The sequence below is a fragment of the Tsukamurella pseudospumae genome (genome assembly GCF_001575205.1).
GTDB lineage: Bacteria > Actinomycetota > Actinomycetes > Mycobacteriales > Mycobacteriaceae > Tsukamurella > Tsukamurella pseudospumae.
The window spans coordinates 94,059-113,535 of sequence record NZ_LSRE01000048.1 but is presented as its reverse complement, the minus strand read 5'-3'; the positions used below and the strand labels follow the sequence as shown (position 1 = coordinate 113,535).

Below are 19,477 nucleotides of genomic sequence, written 5' to 3'. Positions count from 1 at the left end.
CCGCGGCAGCAGTACGAAGTCTTCTCGAAGGCGGGCGTGGTCTCCTTGTCAGGGGCCCGCCCGCTTTCGTCTTTCCGCCCTCGGGCGGGCACACGGTAGAAAGAGGTTCATCCATGTCCAGGTTCGTCGACCGCGTGACGGTGCATGTCACGGCAGGTAACGGTGGCCACGGCTGCGCCTCGATCCACCGGGAGAAGTTCAAGCCGCTCGGCGGCCCCGACGGCGGCAACGGAGGCCGCGGCGGCTCGGTGATCCTCGAGGTCGACCCGCAGGTGCACACGCTGCTCGACTTCCACTTCCGCCCGCACCTCAAGGCCACCAACGGCAAGCCCGGCGAGGGCGGGAACCGCGAGGGCCGCTCCGGGCAGGACCTCATCCTGAAGGTGCCGGACGGCACCGTCGTCCTGGACACCGACGGCCGGATGGTCGCCGATCTCGTGGGCGCGGGCACCCGGTTCGACGCCGCGCAGGGCGGCCGCGGTGGCCGCGGCAACGCGGCGCTGGTGTCGAAGGCGCGCAAGGCGCCCGGCTTCGCGCTGCTCGGCGAGGAGGGCCAGACGCGCGATCTGGTGCTCGAGCTCAAGTCGGTCGCCGATGTGGGACTGGTCGGCTTCCCGTCCGCGGGCAAGTCCTCGCTGGTCTCGGTGCTGTCGGCCGCGAAGCCCAAGATCGCCGATTACCCGTTCACCACGCTCGCGCCGAACCTCGGCGTCGTCTCCGCTGGGGAGACCACCTTCACCATCGCCGACGTCCCGGGCCTCATCCCCGGCGCGTCGACGGGCCGCGGCCTGGGCCTGGACTTCCTGCGTCACCTCGAGCGGTGCGCCGTGCTCGCGCACGTCGTGGACTGCGCGACCCTCGAGCCCGGCCGTGACCCGGTGAGCGATGTCGACGCGCTGGAGGCCGAGCTGGCCGCGTACCAGCCGGCGCTCGCCGCCGACACGGGCCTGGGCGACCTGTCCGAGCGCCCGCGCATCGTCGTGCTGAACAAGGCCGACGTGCCGGACGCCGAGGAGCTCGCCGAGATGGTGCGCCCCGAGTTCGAGAAGCGCGGCTGGCCGGTCTTCGTGATCTCCGCGGTGGCGCACACGGGCCTGCGCGAGCTGACCTTCGCGCTCGCCGAGCTCGTGCAGCGCTACCGCGAGGAGCGGGGGACCCCGGTCGCCCGTCGCCCCGTCATCCGGCCCATCGCCATCGACGAGTCCGGGTTCGAGGTCATCTCCGATCCCGCGCAGCCGGGCGGCTTCATCGTGCGCGGACCGCGGCCCGAGCGGTGGATCAAGCAGACGCCCTTCGACAACGACGAGGCCGTCGGCTTCCTCGCCGACCGGCTCAACCGGCTCGGCGTCGAGAAGGAGCTGGTCAAGCTCGGTGCGGAGCCGGGAGCCCCGGTCACCATCGGCGACGTCTGCTTCAACTGGGAGCCCTCGCTCGGCACCATCGACGACGTGCCGGTCACGGGCCGCGGCACCGACATCCGGCTCGAGCAGAACGACCGCGTGGGCGCCGCCGAGCGTCGCCACCAGCACGACGTGCGGCGCGGCCTGGCGAGCGACGACGAGGACGACCTGTGACCGAGGCGCCCGCGACGCCTCACGGCGAGCTGCTCGACGGGGACATGCGCGCCCTCGTCGCGGGCGCCCGCAAGCTGGTGGTCAAGATCGGCAGCTCCGCGCTGACCGATCTCGAGCACGGCCTCGCGTCGGACCGTCTGGACGCGCTGACCGACGCGATCGTCGCGCGCCTGGACCGGGGCACCGAGGTCGTCGTGGTGTCCTCCGGCGCGATCGGCGCGGGCATGGCGCCGCTGGGGTTGAAGCGACGGCCCACCGACCTCGCGACCAAGCAGGCCGTCGCCTCGGTGGGGCAGCTGCAGCTGGCCAACGCCTGGGGCGCCTCCTTCCGGCGCTACGAGCGGATCGTCTCGTTGGTGCTGCTCACCGCGCACGACATCGGGCTCCGCGTGCACGCGGCCAACGCGCAGCGCACGCTGGACCGGCTGCGCACGCTCGGTGCCGTCCCGATCATCAACGAGAACGACGTGGTGGCCTCCAACGAGGTGCGCTTCGGTGACAACGACCGGCTGGCCGCCCTCGTCGCACACCTGACCGGCGCCGATGCGCTGGTCCTGCTGTCCGACGTCGACGGGCTCTACGACGGGGACCCGCGCAAGGGCGAGGCCTCGCTCATCGCGGCCGTCGACGGCCCGGAGGACCTCGACGGGGTCGTGGCCGGTTCCGGCGGCGCACTCGGCACGGGCGGGATGGCGTCGAAGCTGTCCGCCGCTCGGCTCGCCGCCGACGCGGGAGTGCCCGTGCTGCTGACCGCAGCGGCGGTCGCGGACCGGGCGCTCGACGGTGCGGATGTGGGCACGGTCTTCCGTCCCCGGGCCGTGCGCCTGTCGGCGCGGCGGTTCTGGGTGCGGCACGCCGCCGACGTCCACGGGGACCTCGTGCTGGACGACGGTGCCGTCGCCGCGGTCGTGGACCGCCGGCGATCGCTGCTGCCCGCGGGCGTGCACGGTGTGAGCGGCACGTTCTCCGGGGGAGACGTGGTCAACCTGTGCGACGCGGCGGGCACCGTCCGGGCCCGCGGCGTCGTGGCCTACGACCACTCGGAGATCGAGGCGATGCTCGGTCAGGGCACCGCGGAGTTGCCCGAGGGGTTGCGGCGTCCCGTCGTCCATGCGGACGACCTCGTGCCGGTGCGCTGAGAGCGCTCCTCGCTACGCCGCGCCCTCGAGGTCCCGGCGCAGTGCCGCCTCGGAGGCTTTGACCGCCTGGACGGCGAAGGGCTCGATGATCATGCCGAGGGCCTTGCCCGCGAAGCCGCCCGGCAGGTCGTAGGTGAACTCGACGGCGAGCTCGGTGCGCCCCTCGTCGACGGCGCGGAACCGCCACCGCGACGTGGTGCGGAATCCGGAGATCGACTTCAGCGTGATCAGGCTGTCCTCGTCGAACTCAGTGACCTCGACGACGGAGCCGATCTCCTTGGGGCCGATCTTCACTGCGGAGTCGTACACGGCGCCGAGGCCGTAGTCCTTCGCGCCCTGCGGCACGAACCGGCTGATCCCGAAGAACCACTGCGGCACGGTCCGGTAGTCCGCGACGTGCGCGAAGGCGGTGCTCACCGGCACGGTCGCGGTCGCGGTGTGGTTGATGGTGGTCATGGAACCTCCGGCGTCGGCGGTGCGGGCGACGATCATCTGGGACCCGGTGTCCCGGGTGATCACGGCAGACCCTACAGGCCGGACCTGGGCGTTCATACAGACAGGTAGGAAATGTCCATCATCGTGGTACATTTTTGGTAGAGCTGTGTCATCGAGAACCCGGAGGTCGTCATGGCGCTGCACATCACGCACATGGGGCGCACCCGCGGCCGCCCGTTCGCGGGCCAGGCGGAGTACGAGCAGACTCTGCAGGACCTGTCCGAGGCCTCGGTACTGCGCAACTTCGATCCGTACGTCGACATCGATTGGGACTCGCCAGAGCTGGCCGTGGTACCCGACGATCCGCGGTGGATCCTCGACTCCCGCTTCGATCCGATCGGTCGGACCGCGTGGTACCAGTCGCAGCCGCGCGCCAAGCAGATCGAGATGGGCATGTGGCGCCAGGCCAACGTGGCCAAAGTGGGGCTGCAGTTCGAGTCGGTGCTGATCCGCGGCATCATGCAGTACACCGCCCTGCAGCCGAACAATTCGCCGGAGTTCCGCTACGCCACGCATGAGGCGAAGGAGGAGTGTCAGCACACGCTGATGTTCCAGGAGTTCGTCAACCGGATCGGCATGGACGTGCCCGGCGGTCCGCTGTGGTTCCGGCGGCTCTCGCCGATCATCCCGTTGGCGGCCACCACCTTCCCGATGATCTTCTACATGGGCGTGCTCGGCGGCGAGGAGCCGATCGACCATGTGCAGAAGCAGTTCCTGCGCTCCGGCATCGAGCAGCACCCCACCATGACCGCCGTCATGCAGCTCCACGTGGCGGAGGAGGCGCGGCACATCTCGTTCGCGCACCAACTGCTCGAGCACCGCATCCCCACCCGCGGCGCATTCCCGCGGTTCCTGCTCTCGCTGGCGCTGCCGCTCGTGATGCGTTCACTGCTCACGGCGATCGCGGTGCCGCCGCGCGAGTTCCGCAAGCGCTTCGACATTCCGCGCGAGGTCTGGAAGCAGATGTACTGGCGCTCGCCCGAGTCGCAGGTCATGAAGCGCGAGGTCTTCGGCGACGTCCGCCTGCTCGCGGAGAAGACGAAGCTGATGAACCCGGTTTCGCGCCTCCTGTGGCGGGCGCTCGGCATCGACGGTCGCGTCTCCCGCTTCCGGAGCGAGCCCGCCTACGCCGCCGGCTGATCCTCCGCGGAGCCGCACGATCCGATCCGCCTGGGGCGGAGCTGCTGTGAGCGGTTCCGCCCCAGGCGGATTCGTCTTCCCCGGCGACGCGACCCGCGTCACGATGGGGGCATGACAGACACACCCACCACCCCCAGGTTCAGCGAGCGGGTGCGCCGTGAGCTCTACGACCATCGGGTCGTCGTGCTCGACGGTCCGCTCGACGACGACAACGGTTCCCTTCTCGCCACGCAGATCCTCTCGCTCGCGGCGGCGAGTCCCGGCGACATCGCGCTGTGGATCCACTCGCCCGGCGGCTCCGTGCCGTCCATGCTCGCGATCCGCGATGTCATGCGGCTCGTGCCGTGCGATGTCTCCACACTCGTGCTCGGGATCGCCTACAGCGCAGGACAGTTCCTGCTGTCCGCGGGCACGCCGGGCAAGCGGCGCGCACTGCCGCACTCCCGGGTGCTCATGCACCAGGGCTCCGCGGGCATCGGCGGCACCGCCGTCGACATCGAGCTGCAGGCCGGCGACCTGCGGCACACCCGCGACACGGTGCTCGGCCTGATCGCGGAGGACACCGGGCGGCCGCTGGAGCAGATCTTCGAGGATTCGCTGCACGACCGCTGGTACACGGCGCAGGAGGCCCGCGACTACGGCTTCGTCGACGAGATCGTCGACTCCTTCGACACCATCGTCCCGGGCCGTCGCCGCACCGGTTTCGACCTCGCGGGGGCGGTTCGATGAGCACCTACACGATCCCCAATGTGATCGACCGGCGCCCCACCGGCGAGCGCATCACCGATGTCTACTCGCACCTGCTCTCGGAGCGGGTCGTCTACCTCGGCACCGGGATCGACGCCGGGGTCGCGAACGCGATCGTCGCGCAGCTGCTGTTCCTCGCCTCCGACGGCGAGGGCGAGATCCAGCTGTACATCAACTGCGAGGGCGGCGATCCCAGTGCGGCCCTGGCGATCTACGACACCATGCGGTACATCCGGCCGCCGGTGGCGACCACCTGCGTCGGGCAGGCCGTCGCGGTGGGGGCGGTGCTGCTCGCGGGCGGCGCACCGGGCCGGCGGATGGGTCTCCCGCACTCGCGGGTCGTGCTGCACCAGCCGTCGGCGCAGGGACGCGGCACGATTCCGGACCTGATCCTGCAGGCCGACGAGGTGATCCGCGTGCGCGCCCAGATGGAGCGGGTCCTGGCGCGGCACACCGGCCAGACCCCCGAGCAGCTCCGCGCCGATACGGACCACGACCGTGTCTTCACCGCCGCGGCGGCCGTCGACTACGGGCTGATCGACGAGGTGATCGAGGAGGCCTGAAGCAGGCCCTGCCGGGGCGGTCAGGCCGCCAGGGCGAGCAGCCGCGGGCCGGGGGAGACCCGACGGGGCGCCGCGACCGGTCCGGTGGCGACGACGCCGAGCCGCACCACCGGGCGTGCGGCCTGCATTCGCAGACCCACCGCGACGGCGATCGCACCCACGTCGGTGTCGAGCGCACCGGCGATGGCCGAGAGCATCTCGCTGGACGGATCCTTGAGCCCGCGCTCGATCTCGGAGAGGTATTGCGGAGAGATCCCGGCGCGCTCGGCGGTGTCGGCCAGCCGCTCGCCGCGCTCGTGCCGCTGCCGGCGCAGGTGGGCGCCGAGCTCGTGCCGGAACAGTGCCTCGTTGCGGGTCTCCATGGACTCACGCTACGACGGGCCGGGCCGCGGCACCGTCGGATCCGCTCTGAGCAGCGTGCGAGTGGGTACCCTCGATGATCATGGTGGACTTCGACCGCAGGGCGTTCCTCGTCGCGGGCACGGGTGCCGTGTTCGCGACCCTCACAGCGGTGTCCGCGGGGAGGGCCGCGGCGGCGCCGGACGCGGGGCGGCGAGTGGTGTACTCCTACAGCGGCCTCACGCCGCCCGGGGAGCTGCTGACCAAGGTCTCGCAGGGGCGCGTGGGCGGCGTCATCTTCTTCTCGGAGAACATCTCGTCCGCGGCGCAGCTCGCGGAGGTGACGGCCGAGTTCCGCCGGGCGGCGAAGGGCTCGCTCACGCTGCTCACCGATCAGGAGGGCGGCCAGGTCAACCGGGTGCCCGGCGGCCCGTCGGCGTCCGCGAAGCAGGTGGGCACCTCGGCCGACCCGGCGTCAGCTGCGAGGGCGCAGGGTGCAGCGGCGGCCGCGGTACTCGGCGGGGCCGGGATCTCCGGCGACCTCGCGCCCGTGCTGGGCGTTCACAGGTCCGCGGGCGACTTCCTGGACGCCACGCAGCGCAGCTTCTCGTCCGACCCGCAGGTCGTCGCGGACTGCGCCGCGGCCTTCATCCGGGCAGCGCAGGGCGCGGGGATCTCGGCGTGCGCCAAGCACTTCCCGGGCCTGGGAGCTGCTCCGGCGGGGGCGAACACGGACCTGACCACGGTCACCGTCGACCTGCCGGCCGCGACCCTGCAGTCGGTCGACATGGCGCCGTACACCGCCGCGATCGCGGCGGGGGTGCGGATGGTGATGCCGTCGTGGGCCGTCTATCCCGCTCTGGATGCGGCGAACCCGGCCGGCATGTCCCGCACGATCCTGCAGACCCACCTGCGCGGCCGTCTCGGTTTCTCGGGCACGATCATCACCGACGCGCTGGAGGCGGGAGCCCTCGCCGCGTACGGCTCCACGGGGCAGCGGGCGGTCGCGGCGGTCCGGGCCGGCGCCGACCTGCTGTGCTGCTCCGCGCGGGACGTGGCCCAGGGCGACGAGGCCGCGCAGGCGCTCGCGCGCGCCGGCCTCTGACCGCACGCCCGCGCTGCGCGCGATGCACGGTCCGCGGTCACTGTGCAGCGATCGCGGCCTCCAGCCCGGCGCGGGCTTCGGCGCCCGCGGGACCGGGCAGCATGTCCAGCGCCTTGCCCAGGGGCATCGAGCCCGCGAGTTCCAGGAGCTGGTCGACGGACATGCCCCCGACGGATCCGGTGAGCGCGGCCCGGAAGCCCTCCCCGGCCACGGGGTGCGCCGCCCACTCGGCGATCGTCGAGTCCATGTCCAGGCGTTCGACGATCACGTCGCCGTCGAGCTCGATCTGGGCGGCACCGTCGATGTCCTCGCTGCTGCGGCCCACCTCGATGCGGTAGGCGCCGCCGGCGACGACCCAGTCGTTCCGCCGTGCGTCCCAGTACGCGAACGCGCGGCGAGGCAGGTCGAGCTCGACCGTCGTCGATTCACCGGGCCCGAGCGCGACCTTGCGGAAAGCGGCCAGGGACCGTCGGGGCCGGAAGACCGGACCGGCCTCCCCGCCGACGTAGAGCTGCACCACGTGCTTTCCCGCGCGGTCGCCGGTGTTGCGCACCCGCACCCGAGCGGTCGCGGTGTCGGGGCCGGTGACCGCCACTGCGAGGTCGTCGACGACGACGTCCGTGTAGCTCAGGCCGTGCCCGAACGGGTAGCGCGGCGTGATCCCACGGGTGGTGTACCAGCGGTAGCCCACGAGCAGGCCCTCGCCGTACCGGACGGTGCCGAGCTCGCCGGGGAAGGTCCCGAACGCCGGGGTCTGCTCGATGGTCCGGGGGATGGTCTCGGCCAGGCGGCCCGACGGTTCCGCCAGTCCGAACAGCAGGTCGGCGATCGCTGCGCCGCCGCCCTGGCCGAGCAGGAAGGCCTCGAGGATCGCGTCGACCTCGTCGTGCCACGATTCGAGCTCGACCACGCCGCCGCCCACGAGGACCACGACGGTGCGGGACGCCGCGGCCGCGGCCGCGCGGATCAGGTCCACCTGGCGCGACGCGATCCGCAGGTCCGGGCGGTCGAAGCCCTCGGACTCCTCCGCCTCGGTGAGCCCGGCGAAGATCACCGCCGTGCCGGCTCGGGCGGCCGTGCCGACGGCCTCCGCATGGAGCGCGTGGTCGTCGCCGTGCCCGGCGTCGTCACCGTCGAGCGTGTAGCCTGCCGCGAACTCGGTCGGGATGCCGAGTTCTTCTGCGCGCGCGACGATCTCGTCGAGCGGGACGTCGACGCGGGTGGCGTTGATGTGACTCGATCCGCCGCCCTGGTACCGCGGGATCCGGGCTAGCTCGCCGATCACCGCGACGGACCCGGAGCCCGCGCCGAGGGGGAGCGCGGCGTGCTCGTTGCGCAGCAGCACGGCGCACTCCGCCGCGACCTCCCGGGCCAGTCGGTGGTGCGCCTCGAGGTCGGGCGCGGGCTCGTCGTCCGACGGTGCCCACCGCGCCAGGTCGATCACGCGCTGCGCGGCCCGGGTCACGGTCCCCTCGTCGAGGTCGCCCGCGGCGACGGCGGCGAGCACGCGCTCGGTACTGGTGGGGTCGTGCGGCATTTCCAGGTCCAGGCCCGCACGGACCGCGGCGACGGGGTCGTGCACCGCGCCCCAGTCGGAGACGACGAGCCCCTCGTACGCCCACTCCTCGCGCAGCAGTGAGGTCAGCAGCCAGTGGTTCTGCGAGGCGTAGACGCCGCCGATCCGGTTGTACGAGCACATCACGGTGGCGGGAGCGGCCTCGCGGACGATCTGCTCGAAGGCGGGGAGGTAGATCTCGCGGACGGTGCGCGGGTCCGCGTCGACGCTGACCCGCATCCGTTCCGTTTCCTGGTTGTTGAGCGCGAAGTGCTTGACGGAGGCGCCGGCCCCGCGGCTCTGCTGCCCCTGCACGAGCGCCGCCCCGAGCGCACCGGCGAGCAGCGGGTCCTCGGAGTAGTACTCGAAGTTCCTGCCGCACAGCGGGTGCCGCTTGATGTTCACGCCGGGGCCCAGGATCACCGAGACGCCCAGGGCGCGCCCCTCGACGGCGACCGCCTCGCCGATGCGCCGCGCCACCTCGGGGTTCCAGCTCGAGCCGACGGCCACGGCGGGTGGGAAGCAGGTGGCGGGGGCGGACGCGTTGAGGCCCAGGTGGTCCGACGCCCCGAGTTGGCGCCGCACGCCGTGCGGGCCGTCGGTGAGCACGATCGACGGCACCCCGGGGGCCGCGGCGGTGGTCCAGAAGTCCGCGCCCGTGAGCAGGCGGGCTCGGTCCTCGAGCGGGAGATCGGCGGCGTCGGTGCTCACGGGGTCCTCTCGGTCGGCGATCAGGGCAGGGCGAGACGCTGCAGGGCGGTGGCGACGTCCACGTCGACGGTGACGTCGGCGAGCTCGTCGCCGCGGGTGCGGCCGCGGTTCACGATGACGATCGGCTTGCCCTGCTTGTGCGCATGCCGCACGAACCGCAGCCCTGACATCACGGTCAGTGAGGTGCCGAGCACGAGGAGGGCCTCGGCATCGTCGACCATGGCGAACGCGCGGGCGACGCGCGGCTTGGGCACGGACTCCCCGAAGTAGACGATGTCGGGCTTGAGGACGCCGCCGCAGGCGCCGCAGTCGACCATCGTGAAGTCGCCCGTGTCCTCGATGACGACATCGGCGTCGGGGGCGACCTCGAGGGCGCCGCGCCCGGCGATCCGCGCGACGAAGCCGGCGTTGAGGGGTTCGAGCTGCGCGTGCAGACGGTGCCGGCTGATCCGGCTCGCGCAGCTCAGGCACCGCACCTGCGCGTAGTTCCCGTGCAGGTCGACGACGCCGCGCGAGCCGGCCTTGAGATGCAGGAGGTCGACGTTCTGGGTGATCACGCCCGTCACGCCGGGCAGCGCTGCGAGGCCGCGGTGCGCCGCATTGGGCAGCGCCGCGTCCATGTGCCGCCAACCGAGGTGGTTGCGCGCCCAGTACCGTTTCCGGAACTCGGCGGATCCCAGGAACTGTTGGAGCGTCATCGGGGTGCGACGGGGCGCGTCCGGGCTCCGGTAATCGGGGATGCCGGACGCGGTGGAGATCCCGGCGCCGGTGAGCGCCACGATGCGGCGCCCCTTCAGCAGCTCCCGCGCCCGGTCGAGCCGGTCGGCCCAGTCCGCGTCGGGTGCGGTGGCCTCCGCGGGCTCCCAGGCGGGTATCGCAGTGCGCACGTCGTCCAGGCTACTCGCGGTCGCGAGGCGGACGGGGCGGTCTCACCGCGGCTGGTCGTCGGCCCAGGAGTGGCTCGGCCGCTGGCCGTGATCGACGACCCACCGGTACTCGCTGCACAGGATCCGGGTGCCGTCCGCGGTCACGGCCCGCTTGCCTACCTCGGCACCGATGCACGAGTCGCCGAGCCCGGGGCCCGCTGCCTGCGCGGTCGCGGCGCCGACGGTCGCGGCACCGCCCGCCAGGGCGAGGCCGAGCAGGGCGGTGGCGGTCAGTCGGCGCGGTGCGAACGACATTCGGGTCTCCTCCGTGGGGGCGCACGACGATCCGGTGCGCGTTCGAGCACAGTCTTCCCGGCGCGGGTTGGCGGCGGGTTGGCCCGCGCTTGCGCGGCGCGGATGCGTCAGGTGTGGGCTTCGCCCTTGTGCTGCCCGTGGTGCGTGCTGGCGAACGGATCGACCTCGGGCGCCTTGTTGCGGCGCAGCCACAGTGCCAGGGCTATCAGCGGAATGAGGAGGCCGCCGATGCCGAGGATCATGAAGTGCCAGAAGCCGTCGATGTGCGAGGTCAGCCACTCGAAGTTCTGCCCGAAGAAGCCCGTGATGAAGGTCAGGGGCAGGAAGATCGTGGCCAACACCGTGAGCTGCTCCATGGTGCTGTTCTGCCGGGCCGCCGAGTTCGCCTGCTGGACCGAGACGACGGCGATGTTGGCCTGGAGGATCGTGCCGAGGAGGTCGCGCTGGGCGGACACCTCCTCGTTGACGAGCTGGAGCCGGTCGTAGACATCGCGCAGGTAGGGGGAGAGGCGCTCCTCGTCGAGGCTCTTCCCGACGGCGTTGACCACCGCGAGCAGGGGGTGCGCGGCGCGGTAGAAATTGGTCACCTCACGGCGCAGCAGGTAGATCCGTTCCGTGGGGGCGACCGCACCGGAGAACACCGTCGCCTCGATCTGCTCGATGTCGTGCTCGAGGCCCGCGACGACGGGCTCGTAGCCGTCGACCACCTGGTCGAGGATGGCCCACAACACCGCGTCGGTCCCCAGGGCGAGGAGCTCCGGCTTCTGCTCGAGACGGGCCCGGGCCCGATGCAGCTCGCTCGCCACGCCCTGCCGCACCGTGATGACGAAGTCACTGCCGACGAAGACGCTGATCTCGCCGAAGTCGACCTCCTCGCGGTCGTCGTCGTAGCGTGCGGTCCGGAGGATGACGAGCTTCACCGAGGCGTCGAAGTCCTCGACCTTCGGTCGCAGGTGGTAGTCCTGGGCGTCCTCGACGGCGAGCTCGTGCAGGTCGAAGGCCTGTCGCACGGACTCCATCTCCTCGGGCGTCGGTTCGAACAGGCCGAGCCAGACGAAGCCGCCGCCGCCGCACAACCGGGCGGCGTCGAGGGGAGGGAGGGCCGCCTCCGCCTGCCGGGCCCCGTCGACGTAGTGAGCACAATCCACGATCACGGTTGGATTCAACCGCATCCGCGGCCCGCGTGCGGGGGTTCGCGCCGTGCGTTCGCCGATCGGACACGCTCGGTCCACATGAATTCGTACACCGAAGTATATTTCGACGGGTGACGACCGAGACCACGCAGGAGCCGTCGATCGCGGCACGGCTCGACAGGCTGCCGATGACGCGACTGCACTTCGCCGCAGTGGGGGTGATCGGGCTCGGACTGTTCTTCGATCAGTACGAGAACTTCCTGGCCGCGACCATCGCGACCGTGCTGAAGAAGGACTTCGCGCTCGGCGCCGACGAGCTCAAGCTGCTCCTGGCCTCCGCGTTCATCGGCCAGTTCATCGGCGCACTGTTCATGGGCCGCCTGGCCGACCGGTACGGCCGACGCACCGCATTCATGCTCAACCTGGCGCTCTACTCAGCGGCCTCGCTCGCGGGCGCGTTCAGCCCGAACGCGGCCTTCCTGGTGGTGACCAGGTTCATCGCGGGCATCGGGATCGGCGGCGAGTTCGCGCTCGCCGACTCCTACCTCTCGGACATCCTGCCGAAGAACGTGCGCGGAAAGTACATCTCCCTGGCCTACGTCGTGTCCTTCCTCGGCGTGCCGGTGGTGGGCTTCGCCGCGCGCTGGCTCACGCCGCAGGTCTTCGAGATCGGGGGAGCGCAGGTGCAGGGGTGGCGGCTGCTGTTCGTCTTCGGGGCGTTCGGTTCGCTGATCGTCTGGCTGGTCCGACGGGGCCTCCCCGAATCGCCCCGATGGCTCGAGGCGCAGGGGCGCTCCGACGAGGCCGACGCCATCGTCCGCCGGCTGGAGGCGCAGGCCGTGAAGGAGGGCGCGGTCCTCGCCGAGCCCGACGCGGCGCTGCGCCCGGTACGGTCGCGGTCGATCACGATCCGCGCGCTGTTCCGCCCGCCGTACCGGCGGCGCACCGTCATGCTGTGGATCGTCTCCGCCCTGGAGGTGTTCGGCTACTACGGCTTCGGCACCATCGCGCCGCTCGTGCTGCTGGCCAAGGGCTACTCGATCCAGACCTCGCTGCTGTTCGTGGCGCTGTCGTACATCGGCTACCCCCTCGGTGCCGCGCTGGCACTGCCGATCGTCGAGCGGATCGAACGCCGCTACCTCGTCATCGGTTCGGCGGGGCTGATGGCCGTCTTCGGCCTGTGGTTCGGTTTCGCGGGCAGCCCCGCGCAGATCGTGGCGGCCGGCTTCTGCTACACCCTGGCCTCGAACCTGTTCTCCAACGCCTACCACGTCTACCTCGCCGACTCGTACCCCACGGCGATCCGCGGCACCGCGGCCGGCGCCGCCTACTCGCTCTCGAAGCTCGTGACCGCATTCCTTCCGTTCGTTCTGCTTCCGATCCTCGACGATCGTGGCAGCGTGTGGGTGTTCGCGGTGGTCGCGGCGGCGATGCTGCTGCTGATGATCACGGTGGCCGTCCTCGGCCACCGGAGCACCGGACGCTCCGCCGACGAGGTGTAGGCCGCATCCGGCCGGGAAGGCGATCATGAGGGAATCGAATGCGACGGTGCCGGTCTCGTCCCGGGCGGACACCCGCCGGGCGATCTGGAACACGCTGCGCGGATCGAGCGGCAACCTCGTTGAATGGTATGACGTCTACGTCTACACCGTCTTCGCCACGTACTTCGAGAGCCAGTTCTTCGACAAGGCCGACAAGAACTCGACCGTCTACGTCTACGCGATCTTCGCCGTCACCTTCCTCATGCGACCGGTCGGCTCGTGGTTCTTCGGCCGTTACGCCGACCGGAAAGGGCGGCGCGCGGCGCTGACGATGAGCGTCTCGCTCATGGCCGGCTGTTCGTTCGTGATCGCGGTAGTACCGGGCCGCGAGACCATCGGTGTGGCTGCGGCGGTGGTGCTCATCCTGTGCCGGCTGGTGCAGGGATTCGCGACGGGCGGCGAGTACGGCACGTCCGCCACGTACATGTCCGAGGCGGCGACGCGGGAGCGGCGGGGCTTCTTCTCGTCCTTCCAGTACGTCACGCTCGTCGGCGGGCACGTGCTGGCGCAGTTCATGCTTCTGGTGCTCCTGGGGCTGTTCTCCAAGGCGCAGGTGTCCGACTTCGGTTGGCGCATCGCGTTCTTCGTCGGTGGTATCGCGGCGATCATCGTGTTCTGGCTGCGCCGGACGATGGACGAGTCGCTGTCCGAGGAGCAACTCGCCGCGATCCGCGACGGTGAGGACACCAGCTCGGGCACGATGCGCGAGCTGCTCACCGGGTACTGGCGGCAACTCGTGCTGTGCTTCCTCATCACGATGGGCGGGACGCTCGCGTTCTACGTCTACAGCGTGAACGCGCCCGCCATCGTCAAGACGGCCTACACCGACCACGCGCTGACGGCGACGTGGGTGAACCTCATCGGCCTGATCTTCCTCATGCTCATCCAGCCGATCGGCGGCATGATCAGCGACAAGATCGGTCGTAAGCCCATGCTGGTCTTCTTCGGCGTGGGCGGCGTGATCTACACCTACTTCCTCATCACGTACCTGCCGAACCTCCATGTCGCGGTCGCCTCGCTCGCGATGGTGTGCGGGGGCTACGTGATCATCACCGGCTACACCTCGATCAACGCACTCGTGAAGGCCGAGCTCTTCCCGTCGCACATCCGCGCCCTCGGCGTGGGAATCGGCTACGCCCTGGCCAACTCGATCTTCGGAGGCACCGCGCCGCTGATCTACGAGGCCGCGAAGAAGTCCGGCCACGTGCCCTGGTTCATCGCCTACGTGACCGTGACCATCGCGATCTCGCTGGTCGTGTACGTCTTCTTCCTGCGCAACAAGTCCGAGACCTACCTCGACCGGGAGCGCGGCAGCGCCTTCGCGGTCGACGGTGCGCGGTAGTCGCCGGCAAGCGCACGCCAAGGCCGGGCGAACATGCTGGGCACATGACATCGCGGTGGGGAGGACGGCCACGCACGGGCGTCGTGCGGTGTCTCGCCGTGGGCATGCTCGTGCTGGCGGCCGGTTGCGCCCCGGACGGCGGCGGGCACGCGCCGAGCTCGTCCGCGGGGCCGGGCCCGCCGACGGCTGTCGGGCCCGCGCTCGACGAGTACACGGTGCCGGCGATCGGTGACGGCGCCCCGGCGGTGGACGTCGCCTTCCGGGCGGTCGACGGTGCGGGGACCGTCTCGCTTCGCGTGCGCGGAGCCCCGGAGAGCGTCTCGGTCGGGTCGCGGCTTCCGATCGACGGCGCACGTCCCGCACGTGCGGTCTACCGATCCCTGCTCGGCGACGCCGACCACGACCTCCTGGTGCCGGTCGGCTGGGGCGGTTCGTCGGGCGCGATCGAGTACCGGGTGTACCGGGCCGGCGGCGGCCGCCTCATCGACCGCGGGCAGATCTCGACCCGCGAGTTCCGGGTGGTCGACGGGTATCTGCGGACGTCGGGTGCCGGTGGTGCTGGCGCGATGCACTACGTGTTCTACGTCGTACCCGCGGGAGCAGCGCCACTGCGGGCGTTGGCGGGCACCGTCGTCGGACGCGACGGAACGGGCCGCACGACCTGTGCGCTCGAGGCGGACCGAACCGACCTGGCCGCACTGAGGACGAGCCGCGAGGCTGCGCTCGCCTACTTCTGCGGGTCAGGGCGTAGCGGGTGATTCCTGCAAGCGCTTACGGGCCCGTCTCTCGCAGCACGCGATCGCGCAGCGCGCCGAACTGCTCGCGGGAGATCAGGCCGCGGTCGAGCAGTGAGGCGAGCGCGGTGAGCCGGTCGACGGGATGTGGCGGCGCCGCGAATGCGCCGATCGTGCTGGGGGACAGGGGCGACGGCGTACCGTCGGGCAGCGTGCCCGGCGGTGGCGCCTCCGGTGACCCCGTGCAGTAGAGGAACGCCGCGCGGGCGCTCTCGTCGCGCGTGGGCACGATCTCCCACTCGATGCGGACGGGCTCGTGGGTCTGCGGGTCGAGCCAGGCGGGCACGGTCATGCCCACCTCGGGGTACCGGTCTGACTTCAGCATCGAGGCCCGGGCCTTCCGGTAGAACGGCCCGATCCCCGGCGCGGAGACCGCGACGTGCACACTGCGCCCCATGTAGCCGCGCGCGTCCTCGGCGTCGACGGGCACGCCGACCACGGTGACGGATCCCGGGATCAGGCCGGCGGTGTCACGCGGCCCGCTCGAGAACAGTCCCACGGCGGTCAGCGCCAGCGGGCGAGCAGTTCGTTCGATCGTTCGGTGAGCTGCATCTGCCAGATCGGCCCGAAGCTGATCCGGCCCGCGCCGGCGGCGGCGAGGGCGGCCAGATCGTCGGTCGCGGGGTTCGCGATCGCGTTCACGGGGAGCGGCAGGGCGTCCGCGAGGTGACGGAGCGTGGCCGCGTCGTGGAATGCGACCGGGTAGAGCGAATCGGCGCCGGCATCGGCGCACAGCTGCATCCGCGCGATGGCGCGCTCGACCCGATCCTCCGCCTCACCCACCTGGTTCTTGAAGATGTCGGTGCGGGCGTTGATCACGACGTGCACGCCCGCGGCGGCGGACGCGGCGCGGAGCGCGGCGATCAGGTCCGCGTGCTCCTGGGCCTCGCGGAAGCGGCCGCCCTCGCCGTGCACCGTGTCCTCGATGTTCAGGCCCACCGCACCGGCACCCAGCAGGCCCTCGATGATCCGCTCGGCGGACTGCCCGTAACCGGACTCGATGTCGACGGAGACGGGAACCGGGACCGCGGAGGTGATCTGGGCGACGCGGGTCATCGCCTCGTCGAAGGTCATACCCTCGCCGTCGGGCTTGCCGACCGAATCGGCCATCGGGTGCGATCCGACGGTGAGTGCGGCGAACCCCGCCGCGACGGCGGTGTTCGCGGACCAGGCGTCCCACGTGGTGGGCAGGACGACGGGATCGCCCTTGCGGTGCAGGGACGTGAGAGTGACGGCCAGATCGGCGAGCGAGGTCATGCCGCCAGTCTGGTGCATCCGCGGCGCGGGCGCCACGGTTCGGGTCGAGATCGCGGATAGGGTGATTCGATGTCAGAGAGGTACTCGGGCCCTCTGCGGCCCGTCGAGTTCGCGCACGCCGCGATCACCGCGGCCCTCATGTCCGCGATCGCGGTGCTGTCGATGGTCGTGCCCGGCGCCGTCGTCTTCGCCTGGGCCGGTGCGGTTCCCATGGGTGTCCTGGCCTTCCATCACCGCGCGCGGGCCGCGGTGGCCACCGCGATGGCCTCGGGCATGATCTCCTTCCTGCTCGCGGGTTTCGGCGGCCTCGTCTCGGCATGGACCTGCGTGTACATGGGCGTCATCTGCGGTCAGGTCCGCCGACGGGGCCGCGGGCGCGGGACCATGCTCGCCGTCGCGGGCCTGTGGGGGATCGTCGTCGCGTCCGCCGTGTTCACCTTCCTCGCGGTGCTCGCCGATCTGCGGACCGTCGTCCTCGGCGCGTTCGCGGCGAACGTGCACGGGCTGGGCGCGCTGTTCGAGACGGTGCCGGGCGGCGCGGGGGCGGGCGCGGCGCTGCACCGGCTCGCCGATGTCGGTCTGGAGCGGTGGCCGGTCTTCGTGTGGGTGTCGGTGTGGTTGATCGTGGTGTTCGGCTGTTCCTTCGCGTGGCGCATCCTCACGCCGGTGCTGCGACGGGTCGTGGCCACCAGCGCGGCGCCGCAGGACCTGTTCCCGGTGGAGCCGGACGACGGAGCGCCGCAGCCGCTCCCGATGGCGCTGCGGCACGTCGACTTCCGCTACCCCGGCGCCGACCGGGACACGCTCAGGGATCTCTCGTTCACGGTCGGACCGGGTGATCATGTGGCGGTGACCGGCGCCAACGGCACCGGCAAGTCCACGCTGATGCGCCTGTTGGCGGGCGTGGCGCCGACGGGCGGCACCGTCGAGCGGCCCGGTCCGGTCGGCCTCGGGAAGGTGGGTGGCACCGCTCTCGTGCTGCAGCACGCCGACAGCCAGGTCCTCGGCATCCGTGTCGCCGACGACGTCGTGTGGGGCCTGCCGCAGGGGATCGAGGTCGACGTCGACGGGCTCCTGACCGAGGTCGGCCTCGCGGGTATGGGGGACCGCGACACATCGGGGCTGTCCGGCGGCGAGGCGCAGCGCCTCGCGGTCGCGGCGGCGCTGGCCCGGCGCCCGGCGCTGGTCGTCGCGGACGAGGTGACGACGATGGTCGACCGCGCGGGCCGGGCCGACCTGCTCGGGCTGCTCGGTGGGCTGAGCAGGCATCACGACCTCGGCCTGGTGCACATCACCCACTACCCCGAAGAGGCTGCGGGCGCCGACCGCACCGTCGACCTCGGAACCGCGAGGCGGGCATCGGCCCCGGCCCCGTCGGCCCGGACGACCGCGCGTCCCCCGCTGGGCGCGCCCGTGCTGACGCTGCGGGACGTGCACTACGAGTACGACGCCGGGACTCCCTGGAGCAGAGCCGCTCTGCGGGGCGTCGACCTCACGGTCGGCGACGGCGAGGCCGTGCTGCTGTGCGGCGGGAACGGGTCGGGAAAGTCGACGCTCGCATGGGTGATGGCGGGGCTGCTCGAGCCCACGGCCGGCAGCTGCGAGCTCGACGGTGCGCCGGTCTCCGAGCAGGTCGGCGCGGTCGCGCTGGCCCTCCAGGCGGCACGACTGCAACTGATGCGCGGGACCGCCGGCGATGCCCTCGCGGCGCTCGCCGGGTATCGGAGCGACGACGGTGCGGCGATCACCGGAGCGCTCGCCGCGGTCGGGCTCCCGGCCGACGCGGCGGACCTGCTCGTGGACCGCCTCAGCGGCGGTCAATTGCGTCGGGTGGCCCTCGCCGGGCTGCTCGCGCGGAACCCGCGGCTGCTGATCCTCGACGAGCCGCTCGCGGGGCTCGACCTGACCTCCCAGCGCGAGCTCATCGACCTGCTCGTGGCGGTGCGGGACGGCGGCCAGGCGATGGTGATCATCTCGCACGACGTCGATCATCTCGACCGGCTGTGCGACCGCACGGTGCACCTCGCCCGTGGCGTCGTCGATGCGGAGGAGGTCGCGTGAGCCGGTCCTCGTCCCTCGTGCTGCGGCCGCTTCCGCAGCGCTCCTACCTGCACGAGCTGTGGGCCGGGACCAAGCTCCTCGCGGTGGCGGCGCTGTCGGTCGTGCTCACCGTGGACCCCGGATGGCCGGTCGTCGGGCTGTTCGCCGCGCTGCTGGTCCTCGCGGCGGCGGCGGCGCGGATCCCGCTGTCGGTGGTGCCGTCGGTGCCGCGGTGGGTGCTCGTTGTCGTGGTGATCGGCGGGTGCCTGATGGCGGCCAGCGGCGGCGCCCCGCACGTGGACCTCGGCCCGGTCTCGCTCGGTCTCGGCGGGCTGCTGAACCTGCTGCGCGTGGTGCTGTTGGGGCTGGTGCTGCTGGGTGCGGGCGCGCTGATCGCGTGGACGACCGACCCCGCCGATGTCGCCCCGGCGGTCGCGCGGCTCGGACGGCCCCTACGGCGTCTGCGTGTCCCCGTCGACGAGTGGGCCGTGACGATCGCGCTGGCGCTGCGAACCTTCCCGCTCATGATCGACGAGTTCCGTACCCTGGCGGCGGCCCGGCGGCTGCAGCCTCCGTCGCCGGTGAAGCCTTCCCGCGGAGCGGAACTGGTGGACCTGTGCGTCGCCGCGATGGTGGTGGCGCTGCGCCGGGCCACGGAGATGGGGGAGGCGATCGCCGCTCGGGGAGGGACCGGCAGGCTCGTGGCCCGTGCCTCGGGCCCGGGCCGCCGGGACGCAGTGGCCGCCGTCGTGGTGCTGCTCGTCTGCGCGCTCGCTCTCGCCCTCTGAACGCAATTGAACACCGTTACGAATGTTCTGACC

19 protein-coding genes are annotated in these 19,477 nt (G+C 71.7%); 11 read left to right on the top strand and 8 right to left on the bottom strand.

Annotated features, from left to right (window positions below):
* Positions 1-113: 113 nt before the first annotated feature.
* Positions 114-1,574, top strand: a complete 1,461-nt coding sequence (gene obgE, locus AXK61_RS19785; protein WP_068571020.1) for a GTPase ObgE — start codon at positions 114-116, stop codon at positions 1,572-1,574.
* 44 nt (positions 1,575-1,618) lie between these two features.
* Complete coding sequence (proB, locus tag AXK61_RS19780; RefSeq protein WP_068571075.1) at positions 1,619-2,713, top strand: glutamate 5-kinase; 1,095 nt, start codon at positions 1,619-1,621, stop codon at positions 2,711-2,713.
* A gap of 12 nt (positions 2,714-2,725) precedes the next feature.
* Here proB and AXK61_RS19775 read toward each other — a convergent pair whose 3' ends face one another.
* Entirely contained in the window at positions 2,726-3,232 is a 507-nt protein-coding gene (locus AXK61_RS19775; protein WP_414930012.1) for an SRPBCC family protein, read from the bottom strand.
* Positions 3,233-3,340: 108 nt separating this feature from the next.
* On the opposite strand from AXK61_RS19775, the gene AXK61_RS19770 reads away from it, so the two are divergent.
* The 3 genes from AXK61_RS19770 to AXK61_RS19760 all read left to right on the top strand — a co-directional run bounded on the left by AXK61_RS19770 (position 3,341) and on the right by AXK61_RS19760 (position 5,658).
* Entirely contained in the window at positions 3,341-4,348 is a 1,008-nt protein-coding gene (locus tag AXK61_RS19770) for an AurF N-oxygenase family protein (RefSeq protein WP_068571021.1), read from the top strand.
* 111 nt (positions 4,349-4,459) lie between these two features.
* The gene (locus AXK61_RS19765; protein WP_068571022.1) at positions 4,460-5,077 is read left to right on the top strand and encodes a ClpP family protease; all 618 of its coding nucleotides are present in this window, start codon (positions 4,460-4,462) and stop codon (positions 5,075-5,077) included.
* Positions 5,074-5,658, top strand: a complete 585-nt coding sequence (locus AXK61_RS19760) for a ClpP family protease (RefSeq protein ID WP_068571023.1) — start codon at positions 5,074-5,076, stop codon at positions 5,656-5,658. Before AXK61_RS19765 ends, AXK61_RS19760 begins: the two co-directional genes overlap by 4 nt.
* 20 nt (positions 5,659-5,678) lie before the next feature.
* Here the strand turns inward: AXK61_RS19760 and AXK61_RS19755 are convergent, their stop codons facing one another.
* Complete coding sequence (locus AXK61_RS19755) at positions 5,679-6,020, bottom strand: helix-turn-helix domain-containing protein (protein WP_068746797.1); 342 nt, start codon at positions 6,018-6,020, stop codon at positions 5,679-5,681.
* Positions 6,021-6,100: 80 nt separating this feature from the next.
* Here AXK61_RS19755 and AXK61_RS19750 point away from each other — a divergent pair, with 80 nt between their 5' ends.
* Entirely contained in the window at positions 6,101-7,102 is a 1,002-nt protein-coding gene (locus tag AXK61_RS19750; protein ID WP_068571077.1) for a glycoside hydrolase family 3 N-terminal domain-containing protein, read from the top strand.
* A 37-nt stretch (positions 7,103-7,139) separates the two neighbouring features.
* On the opposite strand, the gene AXK61_RS19745 is transcribed toward AXK61_RS19750, so the two are convergent.
* The 4 genes from AXK61_RS19745 to AXK61_RS19730 form a co-directional block, all read right to left on the bottom strand.
* Positions 7,140-9,368, bottom strand: a complete 2,229-nt coding sequence (locus tag AXK61_RS19745) for a glycoside hydrolase family 3 C-terminal domain-containing protein (RefSeq protein WP_068746796.1) — start codon at positions 9,366-9,368, stop codon at positions 7,140-7,142.
* A 20-nt stretch (positions 9,369-9,388) separates the two neighbouring features.
* The gene (locus AXK61_RS19740; protein ID WP_068746795.1) at positions 9,389-10,255 is read right to left on the bottom strand and encodes a Sir2 family NAD-dependent protein deacetylase; all 867 of its coding nucleotides are present in this window, start codon (positions 10,253-10,255) and stop codon (positions 9,389-9,391) included.
* A gap of 42 nt (positions 10,256-10,297) precedes the next feature.
* Positions 10,298-10,549, bottom strand: coding sequence for a hypothetical protein (locus AXK61_RS19735; RefSeq protein ID WP_068571027.1), 252 nt, complete (start codon positions 10,547-10,549; stop codon positions 10,298-10,300).
* Positions 10,550-10,656: 107 nt separating this feature from the next.
* The gene (locus AXK61_RS19730) at positions 10,657-11,703 is read right to left on the bottom strand and encodes a magnesium and cobalt transport protein CorA (protein ID WP_068746794.1); all 1,047 of its coding nucleotides are present in this window, start codon (positions 11,701-11,703) and stop codon (positions 10,657-10,659) included.
* A 110-nt stretch (positions 11,704-11,813) separates the two neighbouring features.
* Here AXK61_RS19730 and AXK61_RS19725 point away from each other — a divergent pair, with 110 nt between their 5' ends.
* Genes AXK61_RS19725 through AXK61_RS19715 form a run of 3 tightly spaced genes read left to right on the top strand, consistent with a single transcriptional unit; the run spans position 11,814 to position 15,323 of the window.
* Positions 11,814-13,184, top strand: a complete 1,371-nt coding sequence (locus AXK61_RS19725; protein WP_231855611.1) for an MFS transporter — start codon at positions 11,814-11,816, stop codon at positions 13,182-13,184.
* A 25-nt stretch (positions 13,185-13,209) separates the two neighbouring features.
* On the top strand, positions 13,210-14,565 hold the full coding sequence (locus AXK61_RS19720) for an MFS transporter (RefSeq protein WP_068746793.1): 1,356 nt from the start codon (positions 13,210-13,212) through the stop codon (positions 14,563-14,565).
* A gap of 44 nt (positions 14,566-14,609) precedes the next feature.
* Positions 14,610-15,323 carry a hypothetical protein gene (locus AXK61_RS19715; protein WP_139057866.1) on the top strand — a complete coding sequence of 238 codons (714 nt, stop codon included), beginning with the start codon at positions 14,610-14,612 and terminating at the stop codon, positions 15,321-15,323.
* Positions 15,324-15,336: 13 nt separating this feature from the next.
* Here the strand turns inward: AXK61_RS19715 and AXK61_RS19710 are convergent, their stop codons facing one another.
* Both AXK61_RS19710 and AXK61_RS19705 read right to left on the bottom strand, forming a co-directional pair.
* Positions 15,337-15,858, bottom strand: a complete 522-nt coding sequence (locus AXK61_RS19710) for a hypothetical protein (protein WP_068571031.1) — start codon at positions 15,856-15,858, stop codon at positions 15,337-15,339.
* 5 nt (positions 15,859-15,863) lie between these two features.
* Positions 15,864-16,616, bottom strand: a complete 753-nt coding sequence (locus tag AXK61_RS19705) for an isocitrate lyase/PEP mutase family protein (RefSeq protein WP_068746826.1) — start codon at positions 16,614-16,616, stop codon at positions 15,864-15,866.
* A 69-nt stretch (positions 16,617-16,685) separates the two neighbouring features.
* On the opposite strand from AXK61_RS19705, the gene AXK61_RS19700 reads away from it, so the two are divergent.
* Both AXK61_RS19700 and AXK61_RS19695 read left to right on the top strand, forming a co-directional pair.
* Positions 16,686-18,677, top strand: a complete 1,992-nt coding sequence (locus AXK61_RS19700; protein WP_231855610.1) for an ATP-binding cassette domain-containing protein — start codon at positions 16,686-16,688, stop codon at positions 18,675-18,677.
* Positions 18,674-19,444: a CbiQ family ECF transporter T component gene (locus AXK61_RS19695; protein WP_068746792.1), complete on the top strand. Its 771-nt coding sequence runs from the start codon at positions 18,674-18,676 to the stop codon at positions 19,442-19,444. Before AXK61_RS19700 ends, AXK61_RS19695 begins: the two co-directional genes overlap by 4 nt.
* Positions 19,445-19,477: the final 33 nt, after the last annotated feature.

What these genes read in the sequence shown, in the direction of transcription:
- AXK61_RS19755 (WP_068746797.1), bottom strand. Translation starts at nt 6,020, where the DNA reads ATGGAGACCCGCAACGAGGCACTGTTCCGGCACGAGCTCGGCGCCCAC.
- AXK61_RS19750 (WP_068571077.1), top strand. Translation starts at nt 6,101, where the DNA reads ATGGTGGACTTCGACCGCAGGGCGTTCCTCGTCGCGGGCACGGGTGCC.
- AXK61_RS19735 (WP_068571027.1), bottom strand. Translation starts at nt 10,549, where the DNA reads ATGTCGTTCGCACCGCGCCGACTGACCGCCACCGCCCTGCTCGGCCTC.
- proB (WP_068571075.1), top strand. Translation starts at nt 1,619, where the DNA reads ATGCGCGCCCTCGTCGCGGGCGCCCGCAAGCTGGTGGTCAAGATCGGC.
- AXK61_RS19760 (WP_068571023.1), top strand. Translation starts at nt 5,074, where the DNA reads ATGAGCACCTACACGATCCCCAATGTGATCGACCGGCGCCCCACCGGC.
- AXK61_RS19765 (WP_068571022.1), top strand. Translation starts at nt 4,460, where the DNA reads ATGACAGACACACCCACCACCCCCAGGTTCAGCGAGCGGGTGCGCCGT.
- obgE (WP_068571020.1), top strand. Translation starts at nt 114, where the DNA reads ATGTCCAGGTTCGTCGACCGCGTGACGGTGCATGTCACGGCAGGTAAC.
- AXK61_RS19705 (WP_068746826.1), bottom strand. Translation starts at nt 16,616, where the DNA reads ATGACCTCGCTCGCCGATCTGGCCGTCACTCTCACGTCCCTGCACCGC.
- AXK61_RS19700 (WP_231855610.1), top strand. Translation starts at nt 16,686, where the DNA reads ATGTCAGAGAGGTACTCGGGCCCTCTGCGGCCCGTCGAGTTCGCGCAC.
- AXK61_RS19770 (WP_068571021.1), top strand. Translation starts at nt 3,341, where the DNA reads ATGGCGCTGCACATCACGCACATGGGGCGCACCCGCGGCCGCCCGTTC.
- AXK61_RS19720 (WP_068746793.1), top strand. Translation starts at nt 13,210, where the DNA reads ATGAGGGAATCGAATGCGACGGTGCCGGTCTCGTCCCGGGCGGACACC.
- AXK61_RS19715 (WP_139057866.1), top strand. Translation starts at nt 14,610, where the DNA reads ATGACATCGCGGTGGGGAGGACGGCCACGCACGGGCGTCGTGCGGTGT.